Genomic DNA, 14524 nt, shown 5'->3' on the forward strand with positions numbered 1-14524 from the left:
CCACGTGTTAAAGGGCTTTGAACCCTTTGTTTTCAAGCATATTTTTATAGAGGCACGGGATTACATGGAAATCGGTCTGCGCGAGTGGCTGATCGTCATCGGCATCATTGTCATTGCCGGGATTCTTTTCGACGGCTGGCGCCGCATGCGCGGCGGGAAAGGCAAGTTGAAATTCCGTCTGGATCGCAGTTATTCCAACCTGCCGGACGAAGAGGGCAATGCCGAAGTGCTTGGCCCGTCGCGGGTGCTGGATACCCACAAGGAGCCTGAGCTGGACGAAAGCGACCTGCCGTCGCTCAGTGCTTCTGCGCGTGATCGCGAGCGCGAGCCCAAGCCGGCCAAGGCTGCCAAGCGCGGCAAGCGCGCCACCGCTGCTGCGGATGCACAGCAGGGCGACCTGAACCTCAGCGCCGAGCCACGCGAGCCCGACCTGTTTGCCGACAGCGATGACGACTTTGCCGCGGAAAATACCCGCAGCAACGGTGCTGCGCCTGCCAGCAGCAGCGTCAAGGAGCTGCCGCCGGCCGAGGAAGTGCTGGTGATCAGTGTCATCTCCCGCGACGAGGGTGGCTTCAAGGGCCCGGCGCTGCTGCAGAACATTCTGGAAAGCGGCCTGCGCTTCGGCGAAATGGACATCTTCCACCGTCACGAGAGCATGGCCGGTCACGGCGAGGTGCTGTTCTCCATGGCCAACGCCGTCAAGCCCGGCGTGTTCGACCTGGACGACATCGACCACTTCAGCACCCGCGCGGTGAGCTTCTTCCTCGGCCTGCCGGGCCCGCGTCATCCGAAGCAGGCCTTCGACGTGATGGTGGCTGCGGCACGCAAGCTGGCGCACGAACTGAACGGTGAGCTCAAGGACGACCAGCGCAGCGTGCTGACCGCCCAGACCATCGAGCACTATCGCCAGCGCATCGTCGAGTTCGAGCGCCGTGCGCTGACCCAGAAGCGCTGACAGATCCAGACGAAAGAGCAGCCTCAGGGCGTGCTGGTCGGTTCGGGTGTTGTTATCGCCTGTTCCGGCCCCTTCGCGGGTAAACCCGCTCCTACAGGGACACCACAGCCCTTGAGGTTTGTGGTGTCCCTGTAGGAGCGGGTTTACCCGCGAAGAGGCCGGCACAGGCAATAAATACCTCAAACCCCCGGCACCACCCCCAGGCTGCTCTTTTGCTTTGCAAGAGAAGACAAATTCCATGACCGCCGAAACCCGTATCCACGAACTGCGTGCCGAGCTCGACCAGCACAACTACCGCTACTACGTGCTCGATGAGCCCAGTGTGCCCGATGCCGAATACGACCGCCTGTTCAACGAGCTCAAGGCGCTTGAAGCCGAATACCCGCACCTGGTAACCCCCGACTCGCCCACCCAGCGCGTCGGTGGCGCAGCCCTGGCCGCGTTCAGCCAGGTCCGCCACGAAGTGCCCATGCTCAGCCTGGGCAACGCTTTCGAAGAAGCCGACCTGCGTGAGTTCGGCCGCCGCGTGGTAGACGGCCTCGACCAGCCCGGTGCGGTCGACTACAGCTGCGAGCCCAAGCTCGACGGCCTGGCCGTGAGCTTGCTGTACCGCGACGGTCTGCTCGTACAGGGCGCCACCCGTGGCGACGGCACCACCGGCGAAGACATCAGTGCCAACGTACGCACCGTGCGCAACATCCCGCTCAGGCTGCAAGGCGAGGGATGGCCTGCGGTGCTGGAGGTGCGCGGCGAGGTGTACATGAGCAAGGCCGGTTTCGACCGGCTCAACGCCGCCCAGGCCGAAGCCGGTGGCAAGACTTTCGCCAACCCGCGCAACGCCGCAGCCGGCAGCCTGCGTCAGCTGGACTCGAAAATCACCGCCAGCCGGCCGTTGGAGTTCTGTTGCTATGGCGTCGGCCAGGTGTCTGCGAGCATTGGCGACAGCCACATCGGCATCCTCGAACAGCTCAAGGCGTGGGGGTTGCCGATCAGCCGCGAACTCAAGCATGCCGCCGGTATCGAAGAATGCCTGGCCTACTACCGCGACATCGGCGAGCGACGCAACAGCCTGCCCTACGAAATCGACGGCGTGGTGTTCAAGGTCAACAGCCTGGCCGCCCAGCGCGAACTGGGCTTCCGTGCTCGTGAGCCGCGCTGGGCGATTGCCCACAAGTTCCCGGCCATGGAGGAGCTGACCGAGGTGCTGGATGTCGAGTTCCAGGTCGGCCGCACCGGCGCGGTAACGCCCGTGGCACGCCTTAAGCCGGTCAAGGTGGCCGGTGTGACCGTGTCCAACGCCACCCTGCACAACATGGACGAAATCGCCCGCCTGGGCCTGCGCATTGGCGACACGGTGATCATCCGCCGCGCCGGTGACGTGATTCCGCAGGTGATGCAGGTGGTGCTGGAGCGCCGCCCGGAAGATGCGCGCCCGGTGCAGGTGCCGAGTGAGTGCCCGGTATGCGGCTCGCAGGTCGAGCGTACCCAGTTGGTCAAGCGTAGCAAGGGCAAGGAAACCACCAGCGAGGGGGCGGTGTACCGCTGCGTCGGTCGCCTGGCCTGTGGCGCCCAGCTCAAGCAGGCAATCATCCACTACGTGTCGCGCCGCGCCATGGACATCGACGGCCTGGGCGAGAAGAGCGTCGAGCAACTGGTGGACGAAGGCCTGATCGGCTCGCCGGCCGACCTGTACAAGCTGGAATTCGACCAGGTCGTCGGCCTGGAAGGCTTTGCCGAAGTGTCCAGCAAGAAGCTGCTGGATGCCATCGAAGCCAGCAAGCGCCCGGGCCTGGCGCGCTTCATCTACGCCCTGGGTATCCCGGACGTAGGCGAGGAGACCGCGAAGGTGCTGGCCCGCTCGCTGGGCAGCCTGGCGCGCGTGCAGCAAGCGCTGCCGCAGGTGCTCACCTACCTGCCGGACATCGGCCTGGAGGTGGCGTACGAGATCCACAACTTCTTCGAGGACGAGCACAACCGCAAGGTCATCAAGCAGCTGCTCGACAGCGGCATGCAACTGCAGGACGAAGGCGAGCTGGCTGCCGAATTCGCCGCCAGCACCACCCTGGCCGGCATGATCGCCAAACTCGACATCGCCTCCGTTGGCCCGACCGGTGCCGAGAAGCTGGTGGCCAAGCTAGACAGCCTGGACAAGATCATCGCCGCCGACGGTATCGACCTGCGTCAGGCCCTGGCGGCCAAGCAGGCCGAAGCCGTGCGCGAGTTCTTCAAGGATGAAGCCAACCAGAAGCTGGCCCGGGACATCGAGGCACAGTTGCTGGCGTTCGGCATGCACTGGAGCAGCGAGAAGAAAGTGGCCGAAGGCTTGCCGCTGGCTGGCCAGACCTGGGTGCTGACCGGCACCCTGGAGCGCATGAGCCGCGACATCGCCAAGGAAAAGCTGGAAAGCCTGGGGGCCAAGGTGGCGGGTTCGGTATCCGGCAAGACCCACTGCGTGGTGGCGGGGCCGGGGGCGGGGTCCAAGCTGGCCAAGGCCAGTGAGTTGGGCGTGAAGGTGCTTGATGAAGATGCCTTCGTCACCTTCCTGGGCGAGCAGGGCATCGCTGTCTAGCAGGCCAATGGCAGATGTTGCTGCTTGCACAGTCCTTGTGGGAGCGGGCATGCCCGCGAACACGGGCGAAGCCCGTGCCATCCACCGCGGCGCCTGCTTCGCGGCGGTTCGACGCCTCGGCACGCCCGCTCCCACAAGTCCTGCGCTGGTCTTGCTGTCAGCGCTAACCCTGTAGGAGCGGGTTCACCCGCGAATTGGCAGCTCCAGGCCACCCCGGCCCGGACAAGTCATTGAGAAATGATGACTTTTTCTCCTCCAGAGGTTGTATCTGCCCCCAAGACCGGTACAATGGCGCCACTCGCTGTTCAGCGAGCCTTGTAGTGGTGGCCCCATCGGTCCCCCCGCATTGATTACCCGTTAACCTGGTCAGGCCCGGAAGGGAGCAGCCATAGCGGGAACATCGAGTGCCGGGGTGTGGCTGGTGGGGCCGCCTCCATTTCAGGTCCTTGAATTCTCAAGGATTTCTCGCTTTACCCAACTTCGCTCTGGTTTGGCCGCCAGTCCTGCCGCGACCGCGCCGATGCAGCGGAGTAGGCGCTGTCGTCCTACCCGCATCGAAAGCCGCTATCAGCAGGCGTTCATTACTTCAAAGAAACCTGTCTGGTCTCAAGTTTGAGTTCCTTCAGGCGCTTCAGCAGCGTGTTGATATTTGTGCGTGCCGAACCTTCATTGGCCAGGCGCAGGCGCTTGATCGCGATAACGGAGTCGCCAACGCCAGCGGTAAAGGGCGTCCTGATGATCTCTCGGAAAATTACGGTGTTTGTAGCGGACTCGGTCAACGTATATTCAGCCTCGCAGGTAACTTCGAAGTCCAGGCCAAAAATGGGTTGGTCGACGCGTAGCAGGTTGGCGCGCAGGGTGTAGGCGGCTGGTGCTTCGCCAAGCAGGTCAGCACTGGCAAGTGATTGTTTGAGTGCAGCGCCAAAGTCCGGGCCGTCGATTTCCGAAGTCCAGAGCGGGTTGGTGGCGTCTCCGCCATTTACTTCGGTTACCTGAATATTGCGATGCAGGCGTTGATCGTAAAACTGCGCATCGGTCTGGTCGGATGCCACGGACATTCCGGAGATTTGAGCAGGCGAAGCGCACCCTGTGCAAAGGGCAATAAATACCGAGACCAGAAACACACGGAAGTAGGTCACTTTAATAATCCTTGAGTGAGATGCCGGTAGTGCAAGACGAAAGCCATACATCGTGTATGGCTTCAACTATTGAAAGGCCGAGCGTCGCGCTGTGCGGCAGATGCCTTTACAGGTTGTATTTCTCATCGATTCTGCGTTTGTCGAGCGTGTAGCGCTTGAGGTCGATCGAGTCGGATTCCAGCTTGGCATCGAGTTCGTCCATGTCGTGCTTTTTCAGCGTTGCAACATGGGCTTTGGTGGCTTGGTAGTTGATCATCTCTGCAGCGTCATGCCCACTCACCGGGTCCCACAGAATGGAAAGCGGCCAGAACAGCAGGTTCACCACGCCAAAGCCATATGCACGACCATAGAACGAGCCGCCACCTGGAAGCAGGCCAAGGCCGGCAGCAAGCCCTGGGCTTTTTTCTTCAACCGCGAGGTTTCTGGCGCGATAGCTGGCAAGTTCCGACTCTTGGGCCGAATTGAGGCCGGTAGCACAACCAGTGGTCAGCGCTATCAGTGCGGCAGCGGTCAGATTTCGAATTGTGGACATGCAACATTTCCTGAGTGTGAGTACTGTTCTCGGCGCACGGCTGGGCGCGGAGGCGCGTAACTCTACACTGAGCAATGGCGTTTTGATATCATATTGCCATTACTCTATTCAGATGATGAAGCATTCAGATGGTGGTTTTATCCTGGGCGCTTAAAGGTAGCTGTTGAACTGCTCTGTTTTTTCCATGCCCAGCCGCCGACAGCTTCATCAGCCGCTGGAATTTCGGGCATTCCAGGTGATCTTCCTCAGGGCACTGCGCCGCATGCCGCAAGCCCTTGCTCATTGCCTGCAAGCGCCTGATTCGTGCGTCCAGTTCGTCGGCCTTGGCGATCAGCATCTGCCGGTCGACCTGCAGGTCCACCAGCATCGCCCCCACTTCATCCAGCGAAAACCCCGCAGCCTGGCCCAGGGCGATCAGCGCCAGCCGGTCTGCAACATCGGCTGCGAACTGCCGCCGCTGGCCAGGCCCGGCGAGTGACTTGAGCAGGCCTTTCTTCTCGTAGTAGCGCAGCGTCGAGGCGGGTACGCCTGTGCGCTTGGCGACGTCGGCAATGTCCATTTCGGGCCCTTGACTTGAAGTTGACTTCAACTTCTATGCTGCGCGGCATGGTGATGACCGTCAATCTTGGAGGGCTTGTTCAATGACCTTTACTGCGATGTTTTCCGCTGCCTTGCCGATTGGTATCGGTGCCACGATGGTGATGGACTTGTGGGGGCTGCTGCTTAGGCGAATGGGTGTCGCCACGCTGAACTTCGCCATGGTCGGGCGTTGGGCGGGGCATTTGCTGCACGGGCGTGTGCGGCACCAGGCGATTGCCAAGGCGGAACCGGTGCGGCATGAGCTGGCGTTGGGGTGGGGGATTCATTACGCCATCGGCGTGCTGTTCGCGATGCTGCTGGTCATGATCGTGGGGGAGGGCTGGTTGCTGGCACCGACATTGTTGCCCGCGCTGGTTGTCGGTGTGGTGACGGTGGTGGCGCCTTTGTGTTTCATGCAGCCGGCGATGGGTGCGGGGTTCTTTGCGTCGAGGACGCCGACGCCTGTGCGCAACTGCCTGAAGAGCCTGGCCACGCATTTTGTGTTTGGCGTGGGGATGTTCTTGAGTGCGGGTTTGGTTGCGGCTGTGTGAGAGCGGCGAGGTGCAGGGCCTGAGGGGTGCGACACATTCCTCAAGACGAGCAGTCGGTAGCAATAATGCGATCTGCTTTCAGGATGCTTCCTACAGCTGTCAGGGCAATTTCCCGCTTTTGCTGTAGGAGGTGTCGAAATATCCTACGCACTCCGTCGACTCCCATCTGATTGTCCCGGGAATCACCGCCCACTAGGCTTTTGCGGTCGCTGTCGGTTCAGCGATCGGGTGTGGAAGCCTGGGGTGTGGTGGCTGTCGTCATGACAGTTGTACGTGGGAGGCCTCCGGCCTGCCGGGCTCACCATACCCCTGGTCTTCCACCCCGCGTACAACTGTCGCCCTACGTGTGGAAGCGAAAGGGTGTTCTCAGCCCGGTATGGTGAACCCATGAAAAAACTGGTCCCCGATCCACCCCACGTTTTCGAGCTTCCCCAAGGTAAATCCCTTTCCCGCGCCATCAGCGAAGGCATCGTGCCGATGGAGTTCGCGTTGATGAATGTCACCCACTACCTGATGTTTGCCTATAGCGACAGCCGGCGTGCGCTGGAGCGTATCCAGGACGAGGAGACGCGGCAGTTGCTGGAGCACGGGTTGCGGGCCATGCAGATTGCCTGGGGGCAGGCGGATGCTGTGGCACTGGCAGTTGAGCGTAGAAGCCAGTGAAGTCGGCCTTGGAGTAAGTAGAGATAGCAGGGATATCAATTAACCCTGTGGGAGCGGGTTGACCCGCGAAGAACGCGACGCGATGGATGGCACCGGCTTTGCCGGTGTTCGCGGGTGAACCCGCTCCCACAGCGGTCGTGCAAGCTTCGGGCGGGTTTGTCTTTCATCAGGTATGCGTGGCTCAGGGGCGAGCCACAGACATGGGTTCTTGGTTGGCCATCCCCCCATACCGCTGCACCATCCGCTCGATCTCCCCCGACTGCTTCATTCGCACCAGCGCCCGCAGCAGCTCTTGGGTCGGTATCGCCGGGTCATTGCGTACCATGCACCCCAGGTCCTGTTCTTCCAGTACTGCCAGCGCCTGCAATTGCTGTTCGGTGGGCAGGCCCTGGTTGAACCACTGCAACGACAGCTGGTTGCTTACCGCATGCCGATAGCGCCCGGCTTGCAGCTTCTGCAGCACCAGCAACTGGCTGCGGCTGTCCTCGCGGTGCAGGCGGCCCTGGTCGAGCAGCGGTTGCAAGGTCGAATAGGTGTAGCCAAGCACTGTGCCGATGGTCTGGGCAGGCAGTTGTTCCGGGGGCAGCGGAGTACTGTCGCCAGCGCGGCCTACCAGCAGGTCTCGCTGGTGCAGCAGTGGAATGCTCCAGACAAAATCCCCTGGCCGGTCATTGAACCACTGGGTGCTGACATAGCAGCGCACATCGATATCACCGCTGTTCATCGCCTCCTGCAGGCGCAGGCGGGCCATGACGTGGTATTCAGGGCGGATGCCCACTTCCTTGGCCAAGGCCTGCATCAGGTCGTACAGCATGCCTTCCACCGGCTGGTCGCCTTCGATGCGCACCAGCGGCATGCTCCAGCTCTCGGCGACAGAAAAACGCACCACGGGCTGTTCAGCCTGGTTATAGGTGCTCCACAGCAGCAACAGGGCCAGCAGTCTTCGCAAAGGCAATCCTCCCTGGATGGCGCGCCAGTTTCAAAGTTTAGACGACTTGCGCAGGGTGCAATTTTGCCCCCGCTCCGCTAGCATTAGCGATCTTCCGCTCGATCAGGCTGCGATGGTTTTTCGATGAGTTATCAGGTTCTTGCACGTAAATGGCGTCCGCGCTCGTTCCGCGAAATGGTCGGCCAGACCCATGTGCTCAAGGCCTTGATCAATGCCTTGGACAACCAGCGCCTGCACCATGCCTATCTGTTCACTGGTACCCGGGGTGTGGGCAAGACCACCATTGCCCGTATCATCGCCAAGTGCCTGAACTGCGAAACCGGCATCACCTCCACGCCCTGCGGCACCTGCTCGGTGTGCCGGGAGATCGACGAAGGCCGTTTCGTCGACCTGATCGAGATCGACGCCGCCAGCCGCACCAAGGTCGAGGACACCCGCGAACTGCTCGATAACGTGCAGTACGCGCCGAGCCGTGGGCGCTTCAAGGTCTACCTGATCGACGAAGTGCACATGCTCTCGACTCACTCGTTCAACGCCTTGCTCAAGACGCTGGAAGAGCCACCGCCCTACGTCAAGTTCATCCTCGCCACCACTGACCCGCAGAAACTGCCGGCCACCATCCTGTCGCGCTGTCTGCAGTTCTCGCTGAAGAACATGAGCCCGGAGCGGGTGGTCGAGCACCTCAGCCATGTTCTGGCCGCCGAGAACGTGCCGTTCGAGCCGGATGCCCTGTGGCTGCTGGGGCGCGCGGCCGATGGTTCGATGCGCGACGCCATGAGCCTGACCGACCAGGCCATCGCCTTTGGCGAAGGCAAGGTGCTGGCCGCCGATGTGCGGGCCATGCTCGGCAGCCTTGATCATGGCCAAGTCTACGGGGTGCTGCAGGCGCTGCTCGAAGGCGATGCCCGGGCCTTGCTCGAGGCCGTGCGCAACCTGGCCGAGCAGGGGCCGGACTGGGGTGGCGTGCTGGCCGAGATGCTCAATGTGCTGCACCGCGTGGCCATTGCCCAGGCGCTGCCGGAAGCGGTGGACAACGGCCAGGGCGACCGTGAGCGGGTGCTGGCACTGGCCTCGGCATTGCCAGCCGAGGACGTGCAGTTCTATTACCAGATGGGCCTGATCGGCCGCCGTGACCTGCCACTTGCGCCGGACCCGCGCGGCGGTTTCGAAATGGTCCTGCTGCGCATGCTGGCGTTCCGCCCCGCCGACACCGACGACGCGCCGAAGCCGGTACTAAAGCCAATGGGGATCAGCCAGGCCACAGCTGATCCTGCAACACCGGTGGCAGCGCCGGCGGTTGCCGTGGCGCCGCCGGCCGCTGCTGTCGTGGCGCCGGTTGCACCGGTTGCCGAGCAACAAGTGCAGGCGCCCGCACCGGTCGAACCAGCGCCACAGCCGGTTGTCGAGCCTGTGGTGGCAGCTGAGCCTGCCCCGGTCAGTGAACCTGAGCCAGCACCAGAACCCGTGGCAGAGGTGGTTGACCTGCCATGGGAAGAGCCTGCGCCAACGCCCGCACCGGTAGTGGCCGAGCCTGCGCCGGCTCCTGCACCGGCCGCTGCGCCCACGCCGGCACCTGCCGCCCCGGCGCACGACGACGAGCCACCCTTCGACCCGTCCGCCTATGCCGCCGTGGGCATGGATCGCGACGACGAACCGCCCCTGGACGAGGACTATTACGGCGGCGAAAGCGACCCGGTCGGCTTCAGCTACCTGGACGAACTGGCCGAACACGTCCAGGAAGAAGCACCCAAGCCGGCAGCCGAACCGCTGCCCGCAGCCAAGCCGGCCACCGGCCTGGCCCTGCAATGGCTGGAATTATTCCCACAGTTGCCTGTATCCGGGATGACAGGCAACATCGCGGCAAACTGTACGTTGATTGCCGTCGATGGCGACGACTGGCTGCTGCACCTGGACCCTGGCCAGGGGGCGCTGTTCAACGCCACCCAGCAACGGCGCCTTAACGAAGCGCTCAACCAGCACCTGGGGCGCACGCTGAACCTGCGCATCGAGTTGATCCTGCCCGAGCAGGAAACCCCGGCCCAGGCGGCGGCGCGCAAACGCGCCGAGCGCCAGCAGGACGCAGTCACCTCGATCGAGCAGGATCCGTTGATCCAGCAGATGATCAAGTTGTTCGGCGCCAAGGTGCGGCAGGATACTATTGAGCCTGTAGAAGCCCTGGTTAATCAGGGCCAGTAACGGATAACCATGCGGCCGGCCCGGTGCCGGGCCGCATCACATGACCCAATCGAGGTATACCCCCATGATGAAAGGTGGCATGGCCGGCCTGATGAAGCAGGCCCAGCAGATGCAGGAAAAGATGCAGAAGATGCAGGAAGAGCTGGCCAACGCCGAAGTCACCGGCCAGTCCGGTGGTGGCCTGGTGAGCGTGGTGATGACCGGTCGTCACGACGTCAAGCGTGTCAGCATCGACCAGAGCCTGATGTCGACTGATGAAGACGACAAGGAAGTGCTGGAAGACCTGATCGCCGCGGCACTGAACGACGCGGTGCGCAAGGTCGAGCAGAACAGCCAGGACAAGATGGGCAGCATGACCGCCGGCATGCAGCTGCCGCCGGGCTTCAAGATGCCGTTCTAAGGGTATTTGCGTTACCGAAAACCGCCGCTGATGACAGCGGCGGTTTTTTTGTGCGTTCCTTCAGCCTGCGCGGTCTTTGTAGGAGCGGCCTTGTGTCGCGAAAGGGCTGCGCAGCAGCCCCGGCAATCCATGCTGCGAAGCTGATAACCTGGGGCCGCTTCGCGCCCCATCGCGACACAAGGCCGCTCCTACAGGGACCGCGCAAGCCTTGCGATGTGCGCATGGCTGATTTGACGCCACTGCCCCCGCTGGGTATAAACCGCCTCTTATTGATTTGTCAGGCCTTTCCCATGAGCTTCAGCCCTCTCATCCGCCAACTGATCGATGCCCTGCGTATTCTCCCGGGTGTCGGCCAGAAAACCGCCCAGCGCATGGCCCTGCAATTGCTCGAACGTGACCGCAGCGGCGGCCTGCGCCTGGCACAGGCCTTGACCCAGGCCATGGAAGGGGTTGGGCATTGCCGTCAGTGCCGTACCCTGACCGAGCAGGAGCTGTGCCCGCAATGCGCCGACACGCGCCGTGACGATACCCAGTTGTGTGTAGTCGAAGGGCCGACCGATGTGTATGCAGTGGAGCAGACCGGCTACCGTGGTCGCTACTTCGTGCTCAAGGGCCACTTGTCGCCGCTGGACGGGCTGGGGCCCGAGGCGATCGGGATTCCGCAGCTGATGGCGCGGATCGAGGAGCAGGGCACCTTCACCGAGGTGATCCTGGCGACCAACCCGACGGTGGAAGGGGAGGCGACGGCGCATTACATTGCCCAGTTGCTGAGCGAGAAGGGCCTGGTGGCGTCGCGGATTGCCCATGGCGTGCCGCTGGGCGGCGAGCTGGAGCTGGTGGATGGTGGGACCTTGGCCCATGCGTTTGCGGGGCGTCGGCCGATTTCGCTCTGATCCAGAATTGTTGGGGCCGCTTTGCGGCCCATTCGCGGCACAAGGCCGCTCCTACAGGCACCGCGCAATATCCAGGTATTCGCGGTCCCTGTAGGAGCGGCCTTGTGCCGCGAATGGGCTGCAAAGCAGCCCAAAACCCAACTCAGTACTCGCTGAGCGAAAACTCGGTCAGGCAGAAGGTCGGCACACCCGCAGCCTGCAAGCGGCGCGACCCCTCCAGCTCCGGCAGATCGATGATCGCCGCCGCCTCGAACACCTGCGCACCGGTCCGGCGCACCAGGTTGGCCGCTGCCAGCAGCGTACCGCCCGTAGCAATCAGGTCATCGAAGATCAACACCGAATCCCCTTCGCACAGGCTGTCGGCATGCACTTCCAGGAAGGCTTCGCCGTACTCGGTCTGGTAACCCTCGCTCAGCACATCAGCCGGCAGCTTGCCCTGCTTGCGGAACAGGATCAGCGGCTTGTTCAGTTGGTGCGCGATGATCGAGCCGATCAGAAAGCCCCGGGCATCCATGGCACCGATGTGGCTGAACTCGGCTTCGACGTAGCGCTCGATGAACTGGTCGGCTACATAGCGCAGCCCGCGCGGCGACTGGAACAGCGGGGTGATATCGCGGAAGATCACGCCCGGTTTGGGGAAGTCCACTACCGGGCGGATCAGGGCTTTGAGGTCGAAGGCGTCGCTGTGCATTGTTGCGGGTATCCTGGGAAAACGAATGCCCAAGTATACCCGCTAAACGCCGGCCTCAGGCCTCCATTGCGCCGCCGGCCAGCGCGCACAGCTGGATCGGGTCGAGAATGTGCACTTCCTTGCCTTCGGCACGGATCAGGCCATTCTGCTGGAAGCGGGTGAACACCCGTGACACGGTTTCCACCGCCAGGCCCAGGTAGTTGCCGATTTCGTTGCGCGACATGCTCAGGCGGAACTGGTTGGCCGAATAGCCGCGGGCGCGGAAGCGTGCCGACAGGTTGACCAGGAAGGTGGCAATGCGCTCGTCGGCGGTCTTTTTCGACAGCAGCAGCATCATCTGCTGGTCGTCGCGGATTTCCCGGCTCATTACCCGCATCAGTTGGCGGCGTAGCTGCGGTAGCTGCACCGACAGCTCGTCGAGGCGTTCGAACGGGATTTCGCACACCGAGGTAGTTTCCTGGGCCTGGGCCGACACCGGGTAGGCTTCGGTGTCCATGCCCGACAGGCCGACCAGCTCGCTGGGCAGGTGGAAGCCGGTGATCTGCTCTTCGCCGCTGTCGCTGAGGCTGAAGGTTTTCAGCGCGCCGGAACGTACCGCGTAGACCGAGCCGAAATTGTCGCCCTGGCGGAACAGAAACTCGCCTTTTTTCAACGGCCGCCCACGTTTGACGATTTCATCCAGTGCATCCATGTCTTCCAGGTTGAGCGACAGAGGCAGGCACAGGGGGGCCAGGCTGCAGTCCTTGCAATGGGCCTGGTTGTGTGGGCGCAGTTTGACTGGCTCGGACATTTTCATTCGATCCTTGTGGGAAAGCACACATAAGACGTAAGGGTAACTCACGGCATAGGTTGTAGGCCAGCGTGCGCTGTTGTGGTGCGAGCTGGCCCGGCCCCGGCGGGTGTGCGCCGGGGCCTTCGCTGTGCCCATGGTGTGCCTGGCAAGGAACTTTGTCCATGCGGTTGAACGACTCGGTTCAGATCACCCGCGAGAAGCGCTGGCGGTTGTGCATCGCCAGGTAGGCGTCGAACACCATGCATACCGAGCGCGCCAGCAGGCGGCCGGCCGGCAGGATGCGGATGCCTTTGTCATCCAGGCGGATCAGGCCGTCGCGCTGCAAGGTCAGCAGTTCTGGCCAGAGGTCGTTGAAGTAGCCGCGAAAATCAATGGTGAATGCCTGTTCGATCGGCTCGAAATCGAGCTCGAAATGGCAGATCAGTTGCTGGATCACTGCACGGCGGATGCGGTCGTCGTGGTTGCACAGCAGGCCGCGCTGGGTGGCCAACTGGGCGTTGGACAGGCTGTCCTGGTAGGTGTTGAGGTCGCTGCTGTTCTGGCAGTACAGGTCGCCGATCTGGCTGATGGCCGACACGCCCAGGCCGATCAGGTCGCAGTGCCCATGGGTGGTGTAGCCCTGGAAGTTGCGCTGCAGGGTGCCTTCTTCCTGGGCGATGGCCAGCTCGTCGTCGGGCAGGGCGAAGTGGTCCATGCCGATGTAGCGGTAGCCGGCGGCGGTCAGCTGGTCGATGGTGGCGTGCAGCATCTCCAGCTTGGCGGCCGCGCTGGGCAGGTCATTGCTGTCGATGCGCCGTTGCGGCATGAAGCGTTCGGGCAGGTGGGCGTAGTTGAACACCGACAGGCGGTCGGGTTGCAGGCGGATCACTTCTTCGACAGTGCGGGCAAAGCCTTCCGGGGTTTGCTTGGGCAGGCCGTAGATCAGGTCGAGGTTGATCGAGCGGAACTGCAGGGTGCGCGCGGCTTCGATCAGGGTGCGGGTCTGCTCCAGGCTCTGCAGGCGGTTGACCGCGCGCTGCACGGCTGGGTCGAGGTCCTGCACGCCCAGGCTGACGCGGTTGAAGCCCAGTTCGCGGAGCAGGCCCATGGTCGACCAGTCGGCTTCGCGCGGGTCGATCTCGATGCCGTAGTCACCGGAGTCGTCGTCCAGCAGGTGGAAGTGCTGGCGCAGGGTGGCCATCAGCTGGCGCAGTTCCACATGGCTGAGGAAGGTTGGCGTGCCGCCGCCGAAGTGCAACTGCTCGACACGCTGCTTGGGATCGAGGTGGCAGGCGATCAGCTGGATTTCCTGCTCCAGGCGCTGCAGGTAGGGCGCAGCGCGGGCGCGGTCCTTGGTGATGACCTTGTTGCAGGCGCAGTAGTAGCAGATGTTGGCGCAGAACGGCACGTGCACGTACAGCGACAGCGGGCGCACGGCCCGACGGCTCTCGCGCAGGGCGTGGAGCAGGTCGAACGAGCCCACTTCGCTGTGCAGTTGCACGGCGGTCGGGTAGGAGGTGTAGCGTGGCCCGGCCAGGTCGTAGCGGCGGATCAGGTCGGTATCCCAACGTAGGTCGTCGAGCATGAGGGTGGTCCCCGGAAAGAGCAGCAGTGCCCCGGAGTCTATGGCCGTCT

At 62.8% G+C, this 14524-nt stretch carries 14 protein-coding genes and 1 other RNA gene; 8 read left to right on the top strand and 7 right to left on the bottom strand.

What is annotated here, in order from left to right; translation table 11 throughout:
- Positions 1–64 precede the first annotated feature (64 nt).
- The 3 genes from zipA to ffs all read left to right on the top strand — a co-directional run bounded on the left by zipA (position 65) and on the right by ffs (position 3951).
- Positions 65–955 carry a cell division protein ZipA gene (zipA, locus tag IMX18_RS05625; RefSeq protein ID WP_015271153.1) on the top strand — a complete coding sequence of 297 codons (891 nt, stop codon included), beginning with the start codon at positions 65–67 and terminating at the stop codon, positions 953–955.
- A 238-nt stretch (positions 956–1193) separates the two neighbouring features.
- On the top strand, positions 1194–3524 hold the full coding sequence (ligA, locus tag IMX18_RS05630; RefSeq protein ID WP_217191028.1) for an NAD-dependent DNA ligase LigA: 2331 nt from the start codon (positions 1194–1196) through the stop codon (positions 3522–3524).
- Between the two features lie 330 nt (positions 3525–3854).
- Positions 3855–3951, top strand: an RNA gene (ffs, locus tag IMX18_RS05635) — signal recognition particle sRNA small type.
- Between the two features lie 154 nt (positions 3952–4105).
- On the opposite strand, the gene IMX18_RS05640 is transcribed toward ffs, so the two are convergent.
- From IMX18_RS05640 to IMX18_RS05650, 3 genes are all read right to left on the bottom strand, one after another.
- Positions 4106–4663, bottom strand: a complete 558-nt coding sequence (locus IMX18_RS05640) for a hypothetical protein (RefSeq protein WP_223997978.1) — start codon at positions 4661–4663, stop codon at positions 4106–4108.
- A gap of 106 nt (positions 4664–4769) precedes the next feature.
- The gene (locus IMX18_RS05645) at positions 4770–5195 is read right to left on the bottom strand and encodes a hypothetical protein (protein WP_015271150.1); all 426 of its coding nucleotides are present in this window, start codon (positions 5193–5195) and stop codon (positions 4770–4772) included.
- 124 nt (positions 5196–5319) lie between these two features.
- Positions 5320–5754, bottom strand: a complete 435-nt coding sequence (locus tag IMX18_RS05650) for a helix-turn-helix domain-containing protein (RefSeq protein WP_054572353.1) — start codon at positions 5752–5754, stop codon at positions 5320–5322.
- 82 nt (positions 5755–5836) lie between these two features.
- Between IMX18_RS05650 and IMX18_RS05655 the strand changes: the two genes are divergently transcribed.
- A complete protein-coding gene (locus IMX18_RS05655; protein ID WP_015271148.1) occupies positions 5837–6325 on the top strand; it encodes a DUF2938 domain-containing protein in 489 nt (162 codons plus the stop codon).
- Positions 6326–6712: 387 nt separating this feature from the next.
- Positions 6713–6988 (top strand): hypothetical protein, encoded by a 276-nt coding sequence (locus IMX18_RS05660; RefSeq protein ID WP_013973508.1) that lies wholly within the window; start codon positions 6713–6715, stop codon positions 6986–6988.
- Positions 6989–7169: 181 nt separating this feature from the next.
- Here the strand turns inward: IMX18_RS05660 and IMX18_RS05665 are convergent, their stop codons facing one another.
- Positions 7170–7937: a substrate-binding periplasmic protein gene (locus tag IMX18_RS05665; protein ID WP_100413679.1), complete on the bottom strand. Its 768-nt coding sequence runs from the start codon at positions 7935–7937 to the stop codon at positions 7170–7172.
- A 123-nt stretch (positions 7938–8060) separates the two neighbouring features.
- Between IMX18_RS05665 and dnaX the strand changes: the two genes are divergently transcribed.
- The 3 genes from dnaX (at position 8061) to recR (ending at position 11426) form a co-directional block, all read left to right on the top strand.
- Entirely contained in the window at positions 8061–10133 is a 2073-nt protein-coding gene (gene dnaX, locus IMX18_RS05670) for a DNA polymerase III subunit gamma/tau (RefSeq protein ID WP_054572349.1), read from the top strand.
- A 64-nt stretch (positions 10134–10197) separates the two neighbouring features.
- Entirely contained in the window at positions 10198–10533 is a 336-nt protein-coding gene (locus IMX18_RS05675; protein ID WP_003259671.1) for a YbaB/EbfC family nucleoid-associated protein, read from the top strand.
- Positions 10534–10823: 290 nt separating this feature from the next.
- Entirely contained in the window at positions 10824–11426 is a 603-nt protein-coding gene (gene recR / locus IMX18_RS05680) for a recombination mediator RecR (protein ID WP_003259670.1), read from the top strand.
- A gap of 142 nt (positions 11427–11568) precedes the next feature.
- Here recR and IMX18_RS05685 read toward each other — a convergent pair whose 3' ends face one another.
- The 3 genes from IMX18_RS05685 to hemN all read right to left on the bottom strand — a co-directional run bounded on the left by IMX18_RS05685 (position 11569) and on the right by hemN (position 14474).
- A complete protein-coding gene (locus IMX18_RS05685; RefSeq protein ID WP_054573138.1) occupies positions 11569–12117 on the bottom strand; it encodes an adenine phosphoribosyltransferase in 549 nt (182 codons plus the stop codon).
- Between the two features lie 55 nt (positions 12118–12172).
- A complete protein-coding gene (gene fnrA / locus IMX18_RS05690) occupies positions 12173–12907 on the bottom strand; it encodes a Crp/Fnr family transcriptional regulator FnrA (RefSeq protein ID WP_015271145.1) in 735 nt (244 codons plus the stop codon).
- 184 nt (positions 12908–13091) lie between these two features.
- Positions 13092–14474 (bottom strand): oxygen-independent coproporphyrinogen III oxidase, encoded by a 1383-nt coding sequence (gene hemN, locus IMX18_RS05695; protein WP_015271144.1) that lies wholly within the window; start codon positions 14472–14474, stop codon positions 13092–13094.
- Positions 14475–14524: the final 50 nt, after the last annotated feature.

The sequence above is a fragment of the Pseudomonas shirazica genome (assembly GCF_015168335.1).
Taxonomy (GTDB): Bacteria; Pseudomonadota; Gammaproteobacteria; order Pseudomonadales; family Pseudomonadaceae; genus Aquipseudomonas; species Aquipseudomonas asiatica.

Bases quoted from the DNA above. Each gene is read 5' to 3' on its own strand.
- IMX18_RS05685 (WP_054573138.1), bottom strand. From the start codon at position 12,117: ATGCACAGCGACGCCTTCGACCTCAAAGCCCTGATCCGCCCGGTAGTG.
- fnrA (WP_015271145.1), bottom strand. From the start codon at position 12,907: ATGTCCGAGCCAGTCAAACTGCGCCCACACAACCAGGCCCATTGCAAG.
- dnaX (WP_054572349.1), top strand. From the start codon at position 8,061: ATGAGTTATCAGGTTCTTGCACGTAAATGGCGTCCGCGCTCGTTCCGC.
- zipA (WP_015271153.1), top strand. From the start codon at position 65: ATGGAAATCGGTCTGCGCGAGTGGCTGATCGTCATCGGCATCATTGTC.
- ligA (WP_217191028.1), top strand. From the start codon at position 1,194: ATGACCGCCGAAACCCGTATCCACGAACTGCGTGCCGAGCTCGACCAG.
- IMX18_RS05660 (WP_013973508.1), top strand. From the start codon at position 6,713: ATGAAAAAACTGGTCCCCGATCCACCCCACGTTTTCGAGCTTCCCCAA.
- IMX18_RS05655 (WP_015271148.1), top strand. From the start codon at position 5,837: ATGACCTTTACTGCGATGTTTTCCGCTGCCTTGCCGATTGGTATCGGT.
- IMX18_RS05650 (WP_054572353.1), bottom strand. From the start codon at position 5,754: ATGGACATTGCCGACGTCGCCAAGCGCACAGGCGTACCCGCCTCGACG.
- hemN (WP_015271144.1), bottom strand. From the start codon at position 14,474: ATGCTCGACGACCTACGTTGGGATACCGACCTGATCCGCCGCTACGAC.
- recR (WP_003259670.1), top strand. From the start codon at position 10,824: ATGAGCTTCAGCCCTCTCATCCGCCAACTGATCGATGCCCTGCGTATT.
- IMX18_RS05645 (WP_015271150.1), bottom strand. From the start codon at position 5,195: ATGTCCACAATTCGAAATCTGACCGCTGCCGCACTGATAGCGCTGACC.
- IMX18_RS05675 (WP_003259671.1), top strand. From the start codon at position 10,198: ATGATGAAAGGTGGCATGGCCGGCCTGATGAAGCAGGCCCAGCAGATG.